The sequence below is a fragment of the Kocuria marina genome, assembly GCA_014652975.1.
GTDB lineage: Bacteria > Actinomycetota > Actinomycetes > Actinomycetales > Micrococcaceae > Kocuria > Kocuria marina.
Window position 1 is genome coordinate 85,325 of record BMZV01000003.1, and the last position, 14,973, is coordinate 100,297.

Genomic DNA, 14,973 nt, shown 5'->3' on the forward strand with positions numbered 1-14,973 from the left:
GTACTCGAAGGCACTCATCGGCCGGCACTCATCGGTTTTCCATGGGCTTCTGACTCGCTTTCCTGGTGTTCGTCCTCCTGCACCGACAGGAGGACGCGCAGCTGTTGCTCGAGGTCGTCCGTGGTCACGGCGGTACGGAACGAGCGATGGAACGCCCGTTTGCGCACCGCGGTGGCAACGCACTGCCGGGTGGCGTGCACCCAGGCTCCTCGGCCTCCCGCTCGGCGGTGAAGATCCGCCACGACCCGGGGGCCCTGCGGTGTGTCCTCCATCGTCACGCGGACGAGTTGATCAGGGGGGCTCACCTCTCGGCACCCCACACAGGTACGAAGACTGTTGACGCTCATCCCCGCTCCTCATGACCCGTCGTCCGGTTTTCAGGCGGCACGGAACCGCGCGGAAGGACGATGGTCGACCTGATCAGAGCAAAGTCTAGCGCGCCGCGCGGGATTCCCCCGAATCCTGGGGGTGTTCAGCGATCCGTCGCGCGGGATTCGGGGACGATGTCGATGCGCCACCCCGTGAGCCGCGCGGCCAGGCGGGCGTTCTGCCCCTCCTTGCCGATCGCGAGGGACAGCTGGGCGTCCGGGACGACGGCGCGCGCGGAGCGGGCACCCTCGTCCAGCACGTTCACCCGGGACACCCGCGCCGGGGACAGGGCGTTGCCAATGAACCGGGCGGGATCGTCCGAGTAGTCGATGATGTCGATCTTCTCGTCTCCGAGCTCGTTCATCACCGCGCGCACGCGCGAACCCATGTCACCGATGCACGCACCCTTGGCGTTGGCCCCGGGGCGCTTGGCGGCCACGGCCATCTTGGTGCGGTGCCCGGCCTCGCGCGCCAGGGTCACGATCTCCACGGAACCGTCCGCGATCTCGGGGACCTCCATCTCGAACAGTCGGCGCACCAGATCCGGGTGGGAGCGGGACAGCGTGATGGACGGGCCCTTGAACCCGCGCTTGGCCTCCACGACGAACGCGCGGATCCGCTGACCGTGCTCGTAGCGCTCCCCGGGGACCTGCTCGTGCGGCGGCAGCAGTCCCTCCACGGTGCCCAGGTTCACCTGGACCATCTTGGGGTTGTTGCCCTGCTGGATCTGACCGGAGACGAGTTCCCCCTCGCGGCCCTTGAAGTGACCCAGGACGTTGTCGTCCTCGACGTCGCGCAGTTTCTGCAGGATGACCTGGCGCGCGGTCGCGGCGGCGATACGACCGAAACCGGACGGGGTGTCGTCGAACTCGCCCACCCGCTCGTCGTTCTCGTCCAGCTCGGGAGCCCAGATGGTCACGTGTCCACTGCGACGCTCGACCTCGGCGCGGGCGCCGTTGATGGCCCCCGGCGAGCGCATGTACGCGAGCAGCAGGGCCTGTTCGATCGTGGGGATCAGCACGTCCACGGGGATGTCGCGCTCGCGTTCCAGCAAGCGCAGGGTGCTCATGTCGATGTCCATGTGTCCGGCCTTCCTTCACACCACGCGGGGGTTCCGCACCGTATTCGGAGCCGGGAACCAAACAGCGCGCCGCACACGGGGTGCGGAGCGCTGCTGCATGGGTCTGTCTCGTGTTCTTCCGGCTATCGTACATCCCCGCGGGGACGTCAGATCTCCACCTCCACCTTGGCACCGCGCACGTCCGCGTAGGCCACGCGCTCGGGGTCCAGGTACTTCACCGGCATTCCCTTCTTGGGTTGGTGCCAGCGCTGGACCACGGCGTGGTCCTCGTGCGCCTCGAGCAGCCGCGCCGAGTAGCGCTCCCCCTCCGCGGGCCGGATCCGCACGAAGTGACCCACGCTGCGCCGCCAATGCCGCGGCGTCTCCAGGTCGCGTGTGGCCCCCGGCGAGGAGACCTCGAGTTCATACGGCGGGCCGGGCACGGGGTCGTCGCGGTCCAGGGCGTCGGAGACCTGCCGCGCCACCTCCGCCACGCGGTCCAGGCTCAGAGAGTCCGTACCGTCCGGCAGGTCCACGAGCACGCGCAGCATCCGGTTCCCGCCCTGGCCCGTGAACTCGCACTGCTCCAGGAAGAGCCCGGCGGCCTCGACCACCGGTTCCACGCTCGCGCGGATGCGCGTCTCGTCCACTGTCGTCATGTCCGTCCTCCTTGTGCGGCTCGCGGCGTCACCGCGCCGCGTTCGTCCTGCGTGCTGCTCCCTATCATGGAACAGACCCGTCCCCCGGAGGAATTCGTGAGTTCTCGCCCGACCGCACCCCCCGCCAGCGCCTGGCGCGTCCTGGCCGTGGCGCTCACCCTGGTCCTGGTGCTCGTGCTCGCCGCGGGTTTGTGGGCTCGTTGGCGTTCGTTGTCCGACGACGACGCCGCACGCCTCGGCGCGCGCGCGACCGTCGCCTCCGTGCGCACGGGCCTGCGCCCCGATCCCTCGGTCCTTCCCGACGCCGTCCTGGCGGATCAGGAGGCCGCATTCGGCCCGGCGGCAACTCCCTCCCAGGCCCGCCACCTCGAGGCACGCGGTACCGGGGCCCCGCCGGGTTCACTGGCCGACGCCGCAGCATGGCTCGAGGACGTCGCCAGGACCTCGCCGAACGGGGAGCTGGCGGCCACCGCCGCGAGCGTCGCGGCGTCGTGGTGGGCGGCGGAGCCACCACCGGCTGGCGCGGACCCCACCGCACGCCGAACAGAAGAGAGCGAGGCGGGTTCGGGGGCCGGTTCCCCCGCAACGTCGGACGGATCCGCAGGGGAACGGGACGGTGACGGCCCTGTCAGCGGAGCGGCACCGAAAGTACCCACCGAGGAAGGGGACGGCGAGGACACCGACGACGACGCGGCGTCGTCGTGCGAACCTGCGCAGCTCGCCGCGGTCACGGCCCTGGACCGTGCGCGGTTCACCGCCGAGGCGGCCGCTGCGCGGATCCCGGCCGACGCCGCACAGAGGGGCACCATGGACGCGGTCACGGACACGCTCGATGCCACGCTGCGTGAGCCGGCGGTGACTCCGATGTTGTCGTGCGATCCCGCACCCGTCGCGGGCGGTCACGTCCTGCCCGCCGGCTTCGCGGAGGACCCCACCCGAGCGGTGGGCGGGACACTGCGCGAGGCGAGCGCCGCGCTCGTGTCCGCCGTGGGGGCGTCGTCGCCCGAGGACCGGGACTGGCTGCTCACGGGGCTGCTGGAGACGGCCGTCGCAGCGCAGCACCTGGACCCCGCACACCCGGTGCCCGCCCTGCTGGGGAGGGAATGACGCACGCAGCGCACGCGCCGGTCAGCGACCCGTGAGGATGTCCAACCCCAGCTTGGCGATCAACACCGTGACCACCGTGAAGAAGACCACGCGGATGAACGCGCTGCCCCGGGCCACCGCGGTGCGTGCGCCGAGGTAACCCCCGGCCATGTTGCTGAGCCCGAGCACGAGACCCAGCCCCCACAGGACGGAACCGTGCGCCGCGAAGACCGCGATGGCGCCGACGTTCGTGGCCAGGTTGACGATCTTGGCCTTCGCGCTCGCCGCGAGGAAGCTGTAGCCCAGTAACGATACGAGCCCGATGATCAGGAACGACCCCGTTCCCGGGCCCATGACGCCGTCGTAGAAACCGATCAGGGCGCCCAGCGCGACAGCCAGTCCGTAGTGCCGCGCGCCGGTGTGTCGCAGCGCGGTGAGCTGACCCATGGACGGCTTGGCCACCGTGAACACGAGCACGGCGATCAGCGCGAGCACGATGATCGGCTTGAACACCGCGGCCGGGAGTGTGGCGGCCACGGCCGCACCCGCCCCCGACGCGACGAGGGCCACGACGGCCATGGGCAGCGCGGTGCGCAGGTCCGCGTGGATACGACGGTAGAACGTCACCGCGGACGTGGTCGTGCCGAAGACCGAGCCCATCTTGTTCGTCGCGAGCGCCTGGACCGGTGTGATGCCCGGGATCAGCAGCATCACGGGCAGTTGGAGCAACCCTCCACCGCCCACCACGGCGTCGATGAACCCCGCGGCGAAACCCGTGAGCACCAGCAGCACGACGAAGCCGGAGGCGGCGGAGTCCAGACCGGAGCCCGCGAGGGAGGACAGGTCCATGACGGAACACCCGGGCCGGGACTACAGGGTGTCGTCCGCGGGGGTGTCCGATCCGCGCAGTTCGGCGGTGAGTTCGGCAACCACGTCATCGCGCGCGATGTCCCGGGACTGCCCGCTGCGCCGGTCCTTGAGCTCGAGCATCCCGTCCTTGAGCCCGCGGCCCACCACGAGCACGGTGGGTACGCCCAGCAGCTCGGCGTCGCCGAACTTCACACCCGGGGAGACCTTGGGACGATCGTCGAACAGGACGCTGATCCCGGCGTCCTCGAGGTGCGCGACGATCTCCTCCGCGGCCTCGAGCACCTCCGTGCCCTTGCCCGTGGCCACCACGTGGACGTCCGCGGGGCTGAGGTCGCGCGGCCACAACAGGCCCTTGTCGTCGTGGTAGAACTCCGCCACAGCCGCGAGCGCGCGGGTCACGCCCACACCGTAGGAGCCCATGGTCACGGTCACGAGTTTGCCGTTGCTGTCCAGCACCCTGAGCCCGAGGGCATCGGCGTACTTGCGCCCGAGCTGGAAGACGTGGCCCATCTCCATGCCACGCGCGATCTCGAGGGGCCCGGAACCGTCCGGTGCGGGGTCCCCGTCACGCACGGTGCAGGCCTCGAGGGTGCCGTCCCACGTGAAGTCGCGCTCGGCGACCAGGTGGTAGACGTGGGTCTCGGCCACGTTCGCGCCGGTGATCCACGAGGTGCCCGGCACCACGCGGGGGTCCACGAAGTACGGGATGCCCGTGCGGGACTCGGAACCGAGCAGGGCGTCGTCGCGGCTCAGACCCGGACCGATGTAGCCCTTGACGAGTTCGGGCACGGCACGCAGCTCGTCCTCGGTCGCGGCGGCGACCTCGAGTTCACCGCCCTGTCCGAGGGCCTCACCGATCCCGGCTTCCACGCGCTTGAGGTCCACGTCGCGGTCCCCGGGAACGCCCACGGCCACGAGCTGACGCTTACCACCGGGCAACGAGACGGACAGCACGACGTTCTTGAGCGTGTCCGCGGCGGTCCACGGCTCGCCTTCGCGGGGGTGCAACTCGTTGGAGCGCTCCACAAGCGTCTCGATCGTGGGGCTCGCGGGGGTGCGGTGCACTTGGGCCGCAGGAGCGTCCGCGTAGTCGATCGGTTCCGGGACCACCGTCGTCACGGCTTCCACGTTCGCGGCGTAGCCTCCAGCCGAGCGCACGAAGGTGTCCTCACCCACGGACGAGGGGTGCATGAACTCCTCGGACCGGGATCCGCCCATGGCCCCCGAGGTCGCGGACACGGCCACGACCGGCAGGCCGAGGCGTTCGAAGATCCGCACGTACGCCGCGCGGTGCTTGGCGTAGGACTCGTCCAACCCCGCGTCGTCGATGTCGAACGAGTAGGAGTCCTTCATGATGAACTCCCGCCCGCGCAGCAGACCCGCGCGGGGGCGGGCTTCGTCCCGGTACTTGGTCTGGATCTGGTACAGCGAGACCGGGAGGTCCTTGTAGGACGAGTAAAGATCCTTCACGAGCAGCGTGAACATCTCCTCGTGCGTGGGCGCGAGCAGGTAGTCCGCGCCCTTGCGGTCCTGCAGCCGGAAAAGGTTCTCACCGTACTCGGTCCAGCGGTTGGTGGCCTCGTAGGGTTCGCGCGGCAACAGCGCCGGGAAGTGCACCTCCTGGGCGCCGATCGCGTTCATCTCCTCGCGCACGATCAGCTCGACCTTCCCCAGGACGTTCAGCCCCAGGGGCAACCACGTGTAGATCCCGGGCGCCGCGCGGCGGATGTACCCGGCGCGCACCAGGAGCTTGTGGCTGTCCACGTCTGCGTCCACGGGGTCTTCGCGCAGCGTGCGCAGGAACAAGGAACTCAGGCGAAGGGGCATGAAGGGATCCTATCCACCCGTGAAGGGAACGATCGAAGCGGCGGGTATCCCCGCGAGTCTATCGCTGCGCGGCACCGGCGCACGCCGGGCCCGGGGTCTCACAGGAGGACCGTGGCGAAATCCCCGTGCCGCCGGAAACCCACTCGGCGGTATGTGGCCAGGGCGGGTGCGTTGAACGAGTTCACGTAGAGGCTCACGGTCGGGACGTACTGCCGGGCGAGCGCCACGGTCGCGGCCATACACGGCACGGCCAGTCCCCTCCCCCGGTGCTCGGGGTCCACCCACACGCCCTGGATCTGGCACACGGACCCGTGCAGCGACCCGATGTCCGCCTTGAAGATCACGGTGCCGTGCTCGTCGGTGAGCACCGCGGTCCTGCGATCGCGCACGAGGGAGCGTACTCGCTGGCGGTAACCCTCCGCCCCGGTGGTGAAGGGGGAGTACCCCACTTCCTCGGTGAACATGGCCGCGGCCGCGGGCAGCACGCGAGGGAAGTCCTCGTCCTGCGCCCATCGCACATCGCGGGCGGGCCCCGTGAACAACTCGGGTGCGGGATCACGGTCCATCACGAGTAGCGGTTGCACGGGACGGACGTCGAAGGGTTCGGGCCACGTGTCCCGCAATCGTTCCCACAGTCCGAGCACGGGATCAGCGGGACCGAAGAACGAGGCGAAGCGGGGGCCGCCGCGGGCCAGGACGTCCGCGACGAGGTCCGTCCCGGTCCGGTCGAGCACCACGGGGACCACGTTGGTTCCCGCCCAGCACGCGCCCACGAGCTCGCCGGAGGAGTCCACCACACCGATCACGGGCGGCTGCCGCCGACCGCGGGCGGCCCGGATCCGGGCCACGTGCGCCGCGACGAACACCCCGGACACCGCGTGCCGCGCCAGCAGGCGGTCCAGTGCCGACTGGTTCACGGCGGCGGGTGAGAGCACCCGCGGGGCGCGGCGCAGGATCACCCGGCGGTCACAACCGGCGCGCCCTCGACCGGCTGGCCGTTCTCGTCCAATTCCATGCTCTCGGCCATCTCATTGGCCTGGGCGAGCAGGGTCTCCACGATCTGGTCCTCGGGAACGGTCTTGATGACCTCACCGCGCACGAAGATCTGGCCCTTACCGTTGCCCGAGGCCACGCCCAGGTCCGCTTCGCGGGCTTCTCCCGGGCCGTTGACGACGCAGCCCATCACGGCCACGCGCAGCGGCACGGTCAGGTGTGCCAGGCCCTCGTTGACCTCCTCGGCGAGCTTGTAGACGTCCACCTGCGCGCGCCCGCACGAGGGGCACGAGACGATCTCGAGCTTGCGCGGGCGCAGCCCAAGCGACTGCAGGATCTGATTGCCCACCTTGACCTCTTCGACCGGAGGCGCGGACAGGGACACGCGGATGGTGTCCCCGATGCCCTGACCGAGCAGGATGCCGAAGGCGGTCGCGGACTTGACGGTGCCCTGCAGGGCCGGGCCGGCCTCCGTGACACCCAGGTGCAGCGGCCAGTCCCCGCGCTCGGCAAGCAACTGGTAGGCGCGCACCATGGTCACGGGGTCGTTGTGCTTGACGGAGATCTTGAAGTCGTGGAAGTCGTGCTCCTCGAACAGCGAGGCCTCCCACACGGCGGACTCCACGAGCGCCTCCGGGGTGGCCTTGCCGTACTTCTGCAGCAGGCGCTTGTCCAGGGAGCCCGCGTTCACGCCGATCCGGATGGACACGCCCGCGGCCTCCGCCGCACGGGAGATGCCCTCGATCTGGTCGTCGAACTTGCGGATGTTGCCCGGGTTCACGCGCACACCGGCGCACCCGGCGTCGATCGCGGCGTAGACGTACTTGGGCTGGAAGTGGATGTCCGCGATCACCGGGATCGGGGACTTCATGGCGATGATGGGCAGGGCGTCGGCGTCGTCCTGGGACGGGCACGCCACGCGCACGATGTCGCAACCGGCGGCGTTGAGCTCGGCGATCTGCTGCAGCGTGGCGTTGATGTCCGTGGTGGGGGTCGTGGTCATCGACTGGACGCTGATCGGGTGCTCCGACCCCACACCCACCGCACCCACCTGGATCTGGCGGGTCTTGCGCCGGGGCGAGAGCACCGGTTGGGGCGCGGCGGGCATACCGAGATTGACCGAGGTCACGAATTGCCTCCCAAGGAAGTGGCGTCCGGGGCCCGTGACGCGCGCCCCGCGATGTTGCACTGTCCATTGTGCCCCACTCCTCCCACGTGCTACAGCCGCACGTGATGCGCCGAACACGACGCCGCCCCCGGAATGTTCCAGGGGCGGCGTCGCCATGGTACGGGGCGCGTGAGCGTCAGCGGCGCATGATCCTGCGCGCGAGCCAGTTGCCGAAGAACTGCACGAGCTGGACCAGGATGATGATCACGATCACCGCGGCCCACGTGACCTGGTCGTTGAAGCGCTGATAGCCCAGGCGCAACGCGAAGTCACCCAGACCACCGGCACCGATCGCACCGGCCATCGCGGACATGTCCGTGATGCCGATGACCAGGAACGTGTACCCCAACACGAGCGGGCCGAGCGCCTCCGGCAGGATCACCGTGGTGATGATCTTCCAGCGCGAGACCCCCATGGACCGCGCGGCCTCGATCACCCCGGGATCCACCGTCATGAGGTTCTGCTCCACGATGCGGGCCACCGCGAACGTAGCGCCGATGGTCATGGTGAAGATCGCGGCGTTGGGGCCCAGGCGCGTGCCCACGACCGATTCCGTGACCTGACCCAGGGCGGCCAGCAGGATGATGAACGGGATGGGACGCACGAAGTTCACCAGGAGGTTCAGCGCGGTGAACAGTGGACCGTTCTCCAGGATGCTGCCCCGCCGGGTCACGTAGAGCCCCATGCCCACGGCCAGGCCGATGAGCCCGGCCAGCACGAGGGTCACGGAGACCATATACAGCGTCTGCCCGGTTGCGTCCAACAACTGCGGGCCCAGAGCAGACCACTCCATCACTCACTCACCTCCCGCACCGTGGTGACGGCGCGCAGACTCTCGACGGCGCGGTCCACGGACTCGTCCGAACCGGTCAGGGACAGCGTGAGCGTTCCGAAGGACTGTGACTGCAGGATGGAGATCCCCCCGAAGGCAATGTTGAAGCTGACACCGTCACGGGCGGCGTCCGAGAGCACGTCCCCGATCCGGTTCTGGTCGGTGACGTCCACCAGCACGAGCCGCCCGGGGTGTTCCCGGCGCAGCTTCTCGATCTCGTCCGCGCGCGGCACGGTGCGCGTGACCGAGGAGACGAACTTGCGCGTGGTCTGCGCCCGCGGGTGGGCGAAGACCTCCGCGGTGGTCCCGGTCTCCACCACCCGACCGCTGTCCATCACGGCCACGCGGTCCGCGGTGGCCCGCACCACGTCCATCTCGTGGGTGATCAACACGATGGTGATCCCCAGCTCACGGTTGACGCGCTTGAGCAGACCCAGGACCTCCTGGGTGGTCTCCGGGTCCAACGCCGAGGTGGACTCGTCCGCGAGCAGCAGTTCGGGATTGCTCGCGAGCGCGCGGGCGATCCCCACGCGCTGCTTCTGACCACCCGAGAGCTGCTCGGGGTAGTTCCCGGCGCGCTCGGTCAAGCCCACGAACTCCAACAGTTCCGCGACCCGCGCCTTGCGTTCCTCGGGCTTCCACCCGGCACGCTTGAGCGGGTACTCGATGTTGCCCGCCACGGTGCGTGACGTGAACAGGTTGAACTGCTGGAAGATCATCCCGATCTTGCGGCGGATGGGCGCCAGCTGGGACTCGCTGCGCCCGTCCACACGGTTACCGGCGACCTCGAGCGTCCCGGACGAGATCGGTTCCAGGCCGTTGATCAGCCGCACGAGGGTGGACTTGCCCGCCCCCGAGTAGCCGATCACCGCGAAGATCTCACCGCGGCGGATGTCCAGGTCCACGGAGTCCACCGCGGTCACGGTGCGCGGGCGGCGTTTGGACCCCGTGACGAAGACCTTGCTCACGTCCCGGAAACTGACCAGGGTGTCCGCCGTGGCGGACGGGCTCACTTGGTCTGCTCCTTGAGGTCCTGCGAGTAGCGGGCCAGCAAGTCCTTGAGCTCCTGCTGGTCCACCTTGGTGGGCACCGCGGTGCCCTTGGTCTCGGTCTTCTCCGCGTCCTGGACCTTGTCGTCGTAGTAGAAGCTCGCGACCTTCTTCAGGGTCTCGTTGTCCGCGTTCGCCTCGGTCGCGGCGAAGAGGTTGTCGTACACCTTGGCACTGTCCGCGGTGGGATCGTCCTGAGCCAGCGCGGACTTGGGATCGATGTTCGCGCGGTCCAGGAAGTCGTTGTTGACCACGGAGGCGGCCACGGAGTCCATGGACAGCACGGTCTGCTCGGCGGAGACCGGGCGGACCGTGACCTTGGACTTGGCGGTGTCGATGTCCTGCTCGGTGGGGGCGATCGTGTCCTTGGTGAACTCCACGAGACCCTGCTGGTGCAAGAGGTTCAGGGCGCGGGACAGGTTGATCGAGTCGTTCGGCACGGCGATCTCGTCACCCTGCTTGAAGTCACCCACGGATTTCACGCTCTTGGAGTACAGCCCCAGCGGGAAGATGGACGTGGAGCCCACGGGAGTGATGGTGTCCCCGGAGTTGTTGTTGTAATCGGCGAGGTACGCGATGTGCTGGAACCAGTTCATGTCGATGTCACCGCTCTTCAGAGCGGGGTTCGGCTGGCTGTAGTCACTGAAGTCCACGTACTCGACCGTGATGTCGTTGTCCGCGGCGACCTGCTTTAACGCGTCCTGCACGGGGGTCGAGCCCACGATCCCGACGGTGATCTTGCCGTCCGCGGCCGGGTCCGAGTTGTCGGAGCCGCCGCCGCACGCGGTGAGGGTGAGGCCCAGGGTGGTGGCCAACACGACGGGAATCAAACGCTTGGTTCGCATGATCATGCCTTTCCAGGGGTCTGTGACGGGGACTCGCGGGGCGAACAGTCCCCCCTGGATGAGGGCACACGGGACGGGCACGTGCTGATTTCCGGGGAACCGCACTTGCCGTGATCTGTTGCAACCGCGACCGGATGGTCATCTGGGGCACCCCGCTACGGGAGAGGGTTGCCGTCCGGCCAGCCAGAGCTACGCGCCGGATCTCGTCATCCACTCGGAATTTTAGCACGGCCCTGCCATGGGCCGGCAACCGCCGGAAGGGCCCTATGCCATCCCGGCGATACGTTCGTCCGCGCGGGCCCGGGCCCACTCCTCCGCCCCCAGGACGTCCTCGAGGGTGGGCCGCGTGACGCCGTCGTGATCCTCCAGCACACGCTCGACCATGTCCACGATCTGCATGAAGCCGAGCGCCCCGCGGTGGAACGCGTGCACGGCCTGCTCGTTGGCGGCGTTGAACACCGCGGGCCACGTCCCGCCGCGCGAACCCGCGTGCTTCATGAGCTCCACGGCGGGGAACGCCTGCGAATCGAGCGGTTCGAACGTCCACTGTGCGGCCCGGGTCCAGTCGCACCCCGCGGCGGCGCCGGTCACGCGGTGGGGCCAGCCGATTCCGAGCGCGATGGGCAGGCGCATGTCCGGCGGGGACGCCTGCGCCAGGGTGGATCCGTCCACGAACTCCACCATGGAGTGCACGACCGATTGCGGATGCACCGTGACGTCGATCCGGTCCAGGGGGACGTCGAACAGTAGGCTCGCCTCGAGCACCTCCAGTGCCTTGTTGACCATGGTCGCGGAGTTCGTGGTGACCATGACCCCCATGTCCCACGTGGGGTGCTGCAGGGCCTGTTCGGGTGTCACGCGCGTGAGCTGCTCGCGCGTCATGCCGCGGAACGGTCCGCCGGACGCCGTGAGCACGAGCCGGCGCACCTCGGAGGCCGTCCCGGAGCGCAGGGCCTGGGCGATCGCCGAGTGTTCGGAGTCCACGGGGATCAGCGCGTCCTGGAGGCCCGTGTCCGCCGCGGCGCGCAACACGAGCGGACCGCCCGCGATCAGGGACTCCTTGTTCGCGAGCGCCACCCGCCGACCCGCTCCCAGCGCCGCCAGGGTGGGTGCGAGCCCGATGCTCCCGGTGATCCCGTTCAGCACGAGGTCCGAACCCTCCCACTGCGCGATCCGGGTTGCAGCGTCCGGCCCATACAGGACCTCGGGTGCCGCCGACGACGCCGCGCGTGACCGGTCCGCAATCAGCTCACGCAACCGGGTGGCGTCGTCCGCCGTACCGCTCGTGCCCACCGCACGGACACCGAACGTCACGGCCTGCTGCGCGAGCAGCTCGAGGTGACCCGCGCCCGCGGCGAGCGCCACGACCTCGAAGGGCTCGTGGGTGGCATCCGAGACGGGCCGGCGCAGCCCCGCGGCCTCGGACACGACGTCGAGCGCCTGCGTCCCGATGGATCCCGTGGACCCCAGGATCACGAGGCGCCGGGGGGCCTGCCGGGTGGCGGAGTCGAGATCGGGGGTCATGCCGGTGGAGGAAGTCATGACCCCAGTATCGCGTGAGCGCCGCACCCCGCACGCACGGCACCGAGCACACGACTCCGGACGCACGACACGGGAGATACGACAAGGGCGCCACCCGGAGGTGACGCCCTTGTGCGGATGGCCCGTTCAGGACCCGCGGATGATTCAGCGACGGCGGCCGACGACGGCGCCGTAGATGAGCAGCACGATGATCGCGCCGATCACGGACGTGATGATCGTGCCGATGCTGAAGCTGTTGATCCCGTCGCTCAGGCCGGGGATGAAGCTACCCAGCCAGCCGCCCAGGAAGGCCCCCACGATGCCGAGGATGATGGTGACGATGATCCCGCCACCCTGCTTGCCCGGAAGGATCAGCTTGGCGAGCGCGCCGGCGATCAGACCGAGGATGATCCAGCTAATGATGCCCATTTCTCCACCTCTGGTTCTCGTTGTGCGCGTTTGCGGTGTTCCGCAACCGCATGTGGTCAGCGAACTGGTTCACAGTGTAGTACCAGACATCAACGCTACACGGGCCGCCGCGTCCGGATGAAACCGGACACGGCGGCCGTGTCAAGGGGCGGTGAACCAGGTCAGTGCGAGACGGCCTTCTCCGCTCCCACTCCCGTGAGGGAACGCACTTCCATCTCGGACTGCTTGCGCGGGTCCTCCGGCCGGCGCTCGCTGAGCGAGCCCAGGAAACCGAGCAGGAAGGACGCCGGGATCGAGATGATGCCGGGGTTGGACAGCGGGTAGAACGCGAAGTCCGCGCCGGGGATCATGGAGGTCTCCGATCCGGACATCACCGGGGAGAAGATAATGAGCACCACGGAGATGATCAGCCCGCCGTACATGGACAATACCGCGCCGCGCGTGGTGAAGCGCTTCCAGTAGAGCGAGTAGAGGATGGTGGGCAGATTGGCGGAGGCCGCCACCGCGAAGGCGAGGGCCACGAGGAACGCCACGTTTTGACCCTGCGCGCCAATGCCGCCGGCGACCGAGATCAGGCCGATGACCACCACGGTGGTCTTGGCCACCCGCAGTTCCTGACGCGGGTCCGAGGTGCCCTTCTTGATCACGGACGTGTAGATGTCGTGTGCGAAGGACGCGGAGGCCGTGATAGCCAGACCGGCGACCACGGCGAGGATCGTGGCGAACGCGACCGCCGCAATCAGACCCATGAGGATGGACCCGCCGAGTTCGTACGCGAGCAACGGAGCCGCCGAGTTCACACCACCAGGCGCGCCCTTGATCCGGTCCGCACCGATCAGCGCGGCCGCACCGAACCCGAGCACCAGGGTGAAGAGGTAGAACAGGCCGATCAGAGTGATCGCCCAAACCACGGACTTGCGGGCCTCCTTGGCGGTGGGCACCGTATAGAAGCGCATGAGCACGTGCGGCAGGCCGGCGGCGCCCAGGACGAGGGCCAGACCCAGCGAGATGAAGTCCAGCTTGGAGATCTCGCTCACGCCGTACTTCAGTCCGGGATCGAGCATCGCGGGGTTGTTGTTCGTCTCCACGGCCGCGCCGAGCATGGTCGAGAAATTGAACCCGAACAAGACCAGGATCCACACGGTCATCACGGCGACGCCGGATACGAGCAGGCACGCCTTGATGATTTGCACCCATGTGGTGCCCTTCATGCCGCCCACGAGCACGTAGACGATCATGATGACGCCCACGATCACGATCACCAGGGACTGCCCGGCCCGGGAGCCGATCCCCAGCAGCAGGGACACCAGGGCCCCCGCCCCGGCCATTTGCGCCAGGAGGTAGAAGAACGTCACGGCCAGGGTTGAGATGGACGCCGCGACCCGCACGGGCCTCTGCCGCAATCGGAACGACAGCACGTCCGCCATGGTGAACTTGCCGGTGTTGCGCAGCGGCTCGGCGATCAGTAGCAGGGCCACGAGCCACGCGACGAAGAAGCCGATCGAGTACAGGAACCCGTCGTAGCCCTGCAGGGCGATCGCGCCCACGATGCCCAGGAACGACGCCGCGGAGAGGTAGTCACCCGCGATGGCCAGACCGTTCTGGGTCCCGGAGAACGAGCGCCCACCCGCGTAGTAGTCCGCGGCCGTGGCGGTGGACTTGGACGCCCGGATCACGACCACGAGCGTCACGAGCACGAACGCCAGGAAGATCGAGATATTGATCGCGGGGTTGCCCACGGTGGACGTGGCGGTCTCCGCCAGGTGCACCGCGGGTGTCGAGAGGGCGGGGACGGCGATCATGGCCGGGCCTCCTGGTGGTCGCCGGCCCGGTGGCCGGAAGTGGATTCGAGGTCCTCACGCAACGCGGTGGCCTGCGGATCGAGCTTGCGGTTGGCGAAGCTCACGTACGCGGCGGTGATCCCGAATGTGGTGACGAACTGCAGCAGACCCAGGATCAGACCCAGGTTGACGTTGCCCACGACCCGCGTGGACATGAAGCCCGGCGCGTAGATGGCGAGGACCACGTAGAGCAGGTACCAGACCAGGAACGCGATGGCCAGGGGGAAGACGAAGGATCGGTGGGTCGAGCGCAGCCGTTGGAACTCGTGCGAACGCTGGACCGCGGGGAAGTCGATGCCCTGGGTTGCCGTGGAACCGTTGGGGTCGACAGGGGGCGTGGACGCCATGTGTGCCTCCTTGCGTGATGGTCATCACAGTACGCACTGTGTATCCAATGACACAAGACATGCCCGTCACAACGTCG

The 14,973-nt window shown here is 68.7% G+C and carries 15 protein-coding genes and 1 riboswitch; of the genes, 1 reads left to right on the plus strand and 14 read right to left on the minus strand.

The features are described 5' to 3' along the window. Nucleotides 1–14 precede the first annotated feature (14 nt). The 3 genes from IE157_RS08130 to IE157_RS08140 all read right to left on the minus strand — a co-directional run bounded on the left by IE157_RS08130 (nt 15) and on the right by IE157_RS08140 (nt 2,088). The gene (locus IE157_RS08130; RefSeq protein WP_193519686.1) at nt 15–347 is read right to left on the minus strand and encodes a YlxR family protein; all 333 of its coding nucleotides are present in this window, start codon (nt 345–347) and stop codon (nt 15–17) included. 125 nt (nt 348–472) lie between these two features. Next, nucleotides 473–1,450 carry a transcription termination factor NusA gene (gene nusA / locus IE157_RS08135; RefSeq protein WP_035963501.1) on the minus strand — a complete coding sequence of 326 codons (978 nt, stop codon included), beginning with the start codon at nt 1,448–1,450 and terminating at the stop codon, nt 473–475. Between the two features lie 146 nt (nt 1,451–1,596). Next, complete coding sequence (locus tag IE157_RS08140) at nt 1,597–2,088, minus strand: ribosome maturation factor RimP (RefSeq protein WP_193519687.1); 492 nt, start codon at nt 2,086–2,088, stop codon at nt 1,597–1,599. A 96-nt stretch (nt 2,089–2,184) separates the two neighbouring features. On the opposite strand from IE157_RS08140, the gene IE157_RS08145 reads away from it, so the two are divergent. Then, nucleotides 2,185–3,195, plus strand: a complete 1,011-nt coding sequence (locus tag IE157_RS08145; protein ID WP_193519688.1) for a hypothetical protein — start codon at nt 2,185–2,187, stop codon at nt 3,193–3,195. 21 nt (nt 3,196–3,216) lie between these two features. Here IE157_RS08145 and IE157_RS08150 read toward each other — a convergent pair whose 3' ends face one another. The 11 genes from IE157_RS08150 to IE157_RS08200 all read right to left on the minus strand — a co-directional run bounded on the left by IE157_RS08150 (nt 3,217) and on the right by IE157_RS08200 (nt 14,896). Then, nucleotides 3,217–4,023: a TSUP family transporter gene (locus IE157_RS08150; protein ID WP_193519689.1), complete on the minus strand. Its 807-nt coding sequence runs from the start codon at nt 4,021–4,023 to the stop codon at nt 3,217–3,219. A gap of 21 nt (nt 4,024–4,044) precedes the next feature. Beyond that, on the minus strand, nt 4,045–5,871 hold the full coding sequence (locus IE157_RS08155; RefSeq protein ID WP_193519690.1) for a proline--tRNA ligase: 1,827 nt from the start codon (nt 5,869–5,871) through the stop codon (nt 4,045–4,047). Between the two features lie 98 nt (nt 5,872–5,969). Continuing rightward, entirely contained in the window at nt 5,970–6,788 is an 819-nt protein-coding gene (locus IE157_RS08160; RefSeq protein ID WP_318281395.1) for a GNAT family N-acetyltransferase, read from the minus strand. A 38-nt stretch (nt 6,789–6,826) separates the two neighbouring features. Beyond that, nucleotides 6,827–7,993 (minus strand): flavodoxin-dependent (E)-4-hydroxy-3-methylbut-2-enyl-diphosphate synthase, encoded by a 1,167-nt coding sequence (ispG, locus tag IE157_RS08165; RefSeq protein ID WP_064845973.1) that lies wholly within the window; start codon nt 7,991–7,993, stop codon nt 6,827–6,829. Nucleotides 7,994–8,168: 175 nt separating this feature from the next. Beyond that, nucleotides 8,169–8,825 (minus strand): methionine ABC transporter permease, encoded by a 657-nt coding sequence (locus IE157_RS08170; protein WP_035963525.1) that lies wholly within the window; start codon nt 8,823–8,825, stop codon nt 8,169–8,171. After that, on the minus strand, nt 8,825–9,877 hold the full coding sequence (locus tag IE157_RS08175) for a methionine ABC transporter ATP-binding protein (protein WP_064845974.1): 1,053 nt from the start codon (nt 9,875–9,877) through the stop codon (nt 8,825–8,827). Before IE157_RS08175 ends, IE157_RS08170 begins: the two co-directional genes overlap by 1 nt. Further along, a complete protein-coding gene (locus tag IE157_RS08180; RefSeq protein ID WP_064845993.1) occupies nt 9,874–10,758 on the minus strand; it encodes a MetQ/NlpA family ABC transporter substrate-binding protein in 885 nt (294 codons plus the stop codon). The genes IE157_RS08175 and IE157_RS08180 overlap by 4 nt, the downstream gene beginning before the upstream one ends. Nucleotides 10,759–10,854: 96 nt before the next feature. After that, nucleotides 10,855–10,969, minus strand: a riboswitch (SAM riboswitch). Nucleotides 10,970–11,022: 53 nt separating this feature from the next. Continuing rightward, nucleotides 11,023–12,282 (minus strand): 1-deoxy-D-xylulose-5-phosphate reductoisomerase, encoded by a 1,260-nt coding sequence (gene dxr, locus IE157_RS08185; RefSeq protein ID WP_064845975.1) that lies wholly within the window; start codon nt 12,280–12,282, stop codon nt 11,023–11,025. Between the two features lie 162 nt (nt 12,283–12,444). Then, a complete protein-coding gene (locus IE157_RS08190; protein ID WP_035963529.1) occupies nt 12,445–12,708 on the minus strand; it encodes a GlsB/YeaQ/YmgE family stress response membrane protein in 264 nt (87 codons plus the stop codon). Nucleotides 12,709–12,869: 161 nt separating this feature from the next. Continuing rightward, nucleotides 12,870–14,510 (minus strand): solute symporter family protein, encoded by a 1,641-nt coding sequence (locus tag IE157_RS08195; RefSeq protein WP_064845976.1) that lies wholly within the window; start codon nt 14,508–14,510, stop codon nt 12,870–12,872. Continuing rightward, nucleotides 14,507–14,896 (minus strand): DUF485 domain-containing protein, encoded by a 390-nt coding sequence (locus IE157_RS08200; RefSeq protein ID WP_193519692.1) that lies wholly within the window; start codon nt 14,894–14,896, stop codon nt 14,507–14,509. Before IE157_RS08200 ends, IE157_RS08195 begins: the two co-directional genes overlap by 4 nt. Nucleotides 14,897–14,973: the final 77 nt, after the last annotated feature.

Coding starts and splice junctions, on each gene's coding strand:
- IE157_RS08200 (WP_193519692.1), bottom strand. CDS start 14,896: ATGGCGTCCACGCCCCCTGTCGACCCCAACGGTTCCACGGCAACCCAG.
- IE157_RS08195 (WP_064845976.1), bottom strand. CDS start 14,510: ATGATCGCCGTCCCCGCCCTCTCGACACCCGCGGTGCACCTGGCGGAG.
- IE157_RS08170 (WP_035963525.1), bottom strand. CDS start 8,825: ATGGAGTGGTCTGCTCTGGGCCCGCAGTTGTTGGACGCAACCGGGCAG.
- IE157_RS08130 (WP_193519686.1), bottom strand. CDS start 347: ATGAGCGTCAACAGTCTTCGTACCTGTGTGGGGTGCCGAGAGGTGAGC.
- IE157_RS08150 (WP_193519689.1), bottom strand. CDS start 4,023: ATGGACCTGTCCTCCCTCGCGGGCTCCGGTCTGGACTCCGCCGCCTCC.
- IE157_RS08180 (WP_064845993.1), bottom strand. CDS start 10,758: ATGCGAACCAAGCGTTTGATTCCCGTCGTGTTGGCCACCACCCTGGGC.
- nusA (WP_035963501.1), bottom strand. CDS start 1,450: ATGGACATCGACATGAGCACCCTGCGCTTGCTGGAACGCGAGCGCGAC.
- dxr (WP_064845975.1), bottom strand. CDS start 12,282: ATGACCCCCGATCTCGACTCCGCCACCCGGCAGGCCCCCCGGCGCCTC.
- IE157_RS08190 (WP_035963529.1), bottom strand. CDS start 12,708: ATGGGCATCATTAGCTGGATCATCCTCGGTCTGATCGCCGGCGCGCTC.
- IE157_RS08140 (WP_193519687.1), bottom strand. CDS start 2,088: ATGACGACAGTGGACGAGACGCGCATCCGCGCGAGCGTGGAACCGGTG.
- IE157_RS08155 (WP_193519690.1), bottom strand. CDS start 5,871: ATGCCCCTTCGCCTGAGTTCCTTGTTCCTGCGCACGCTGCGCGAAGAC.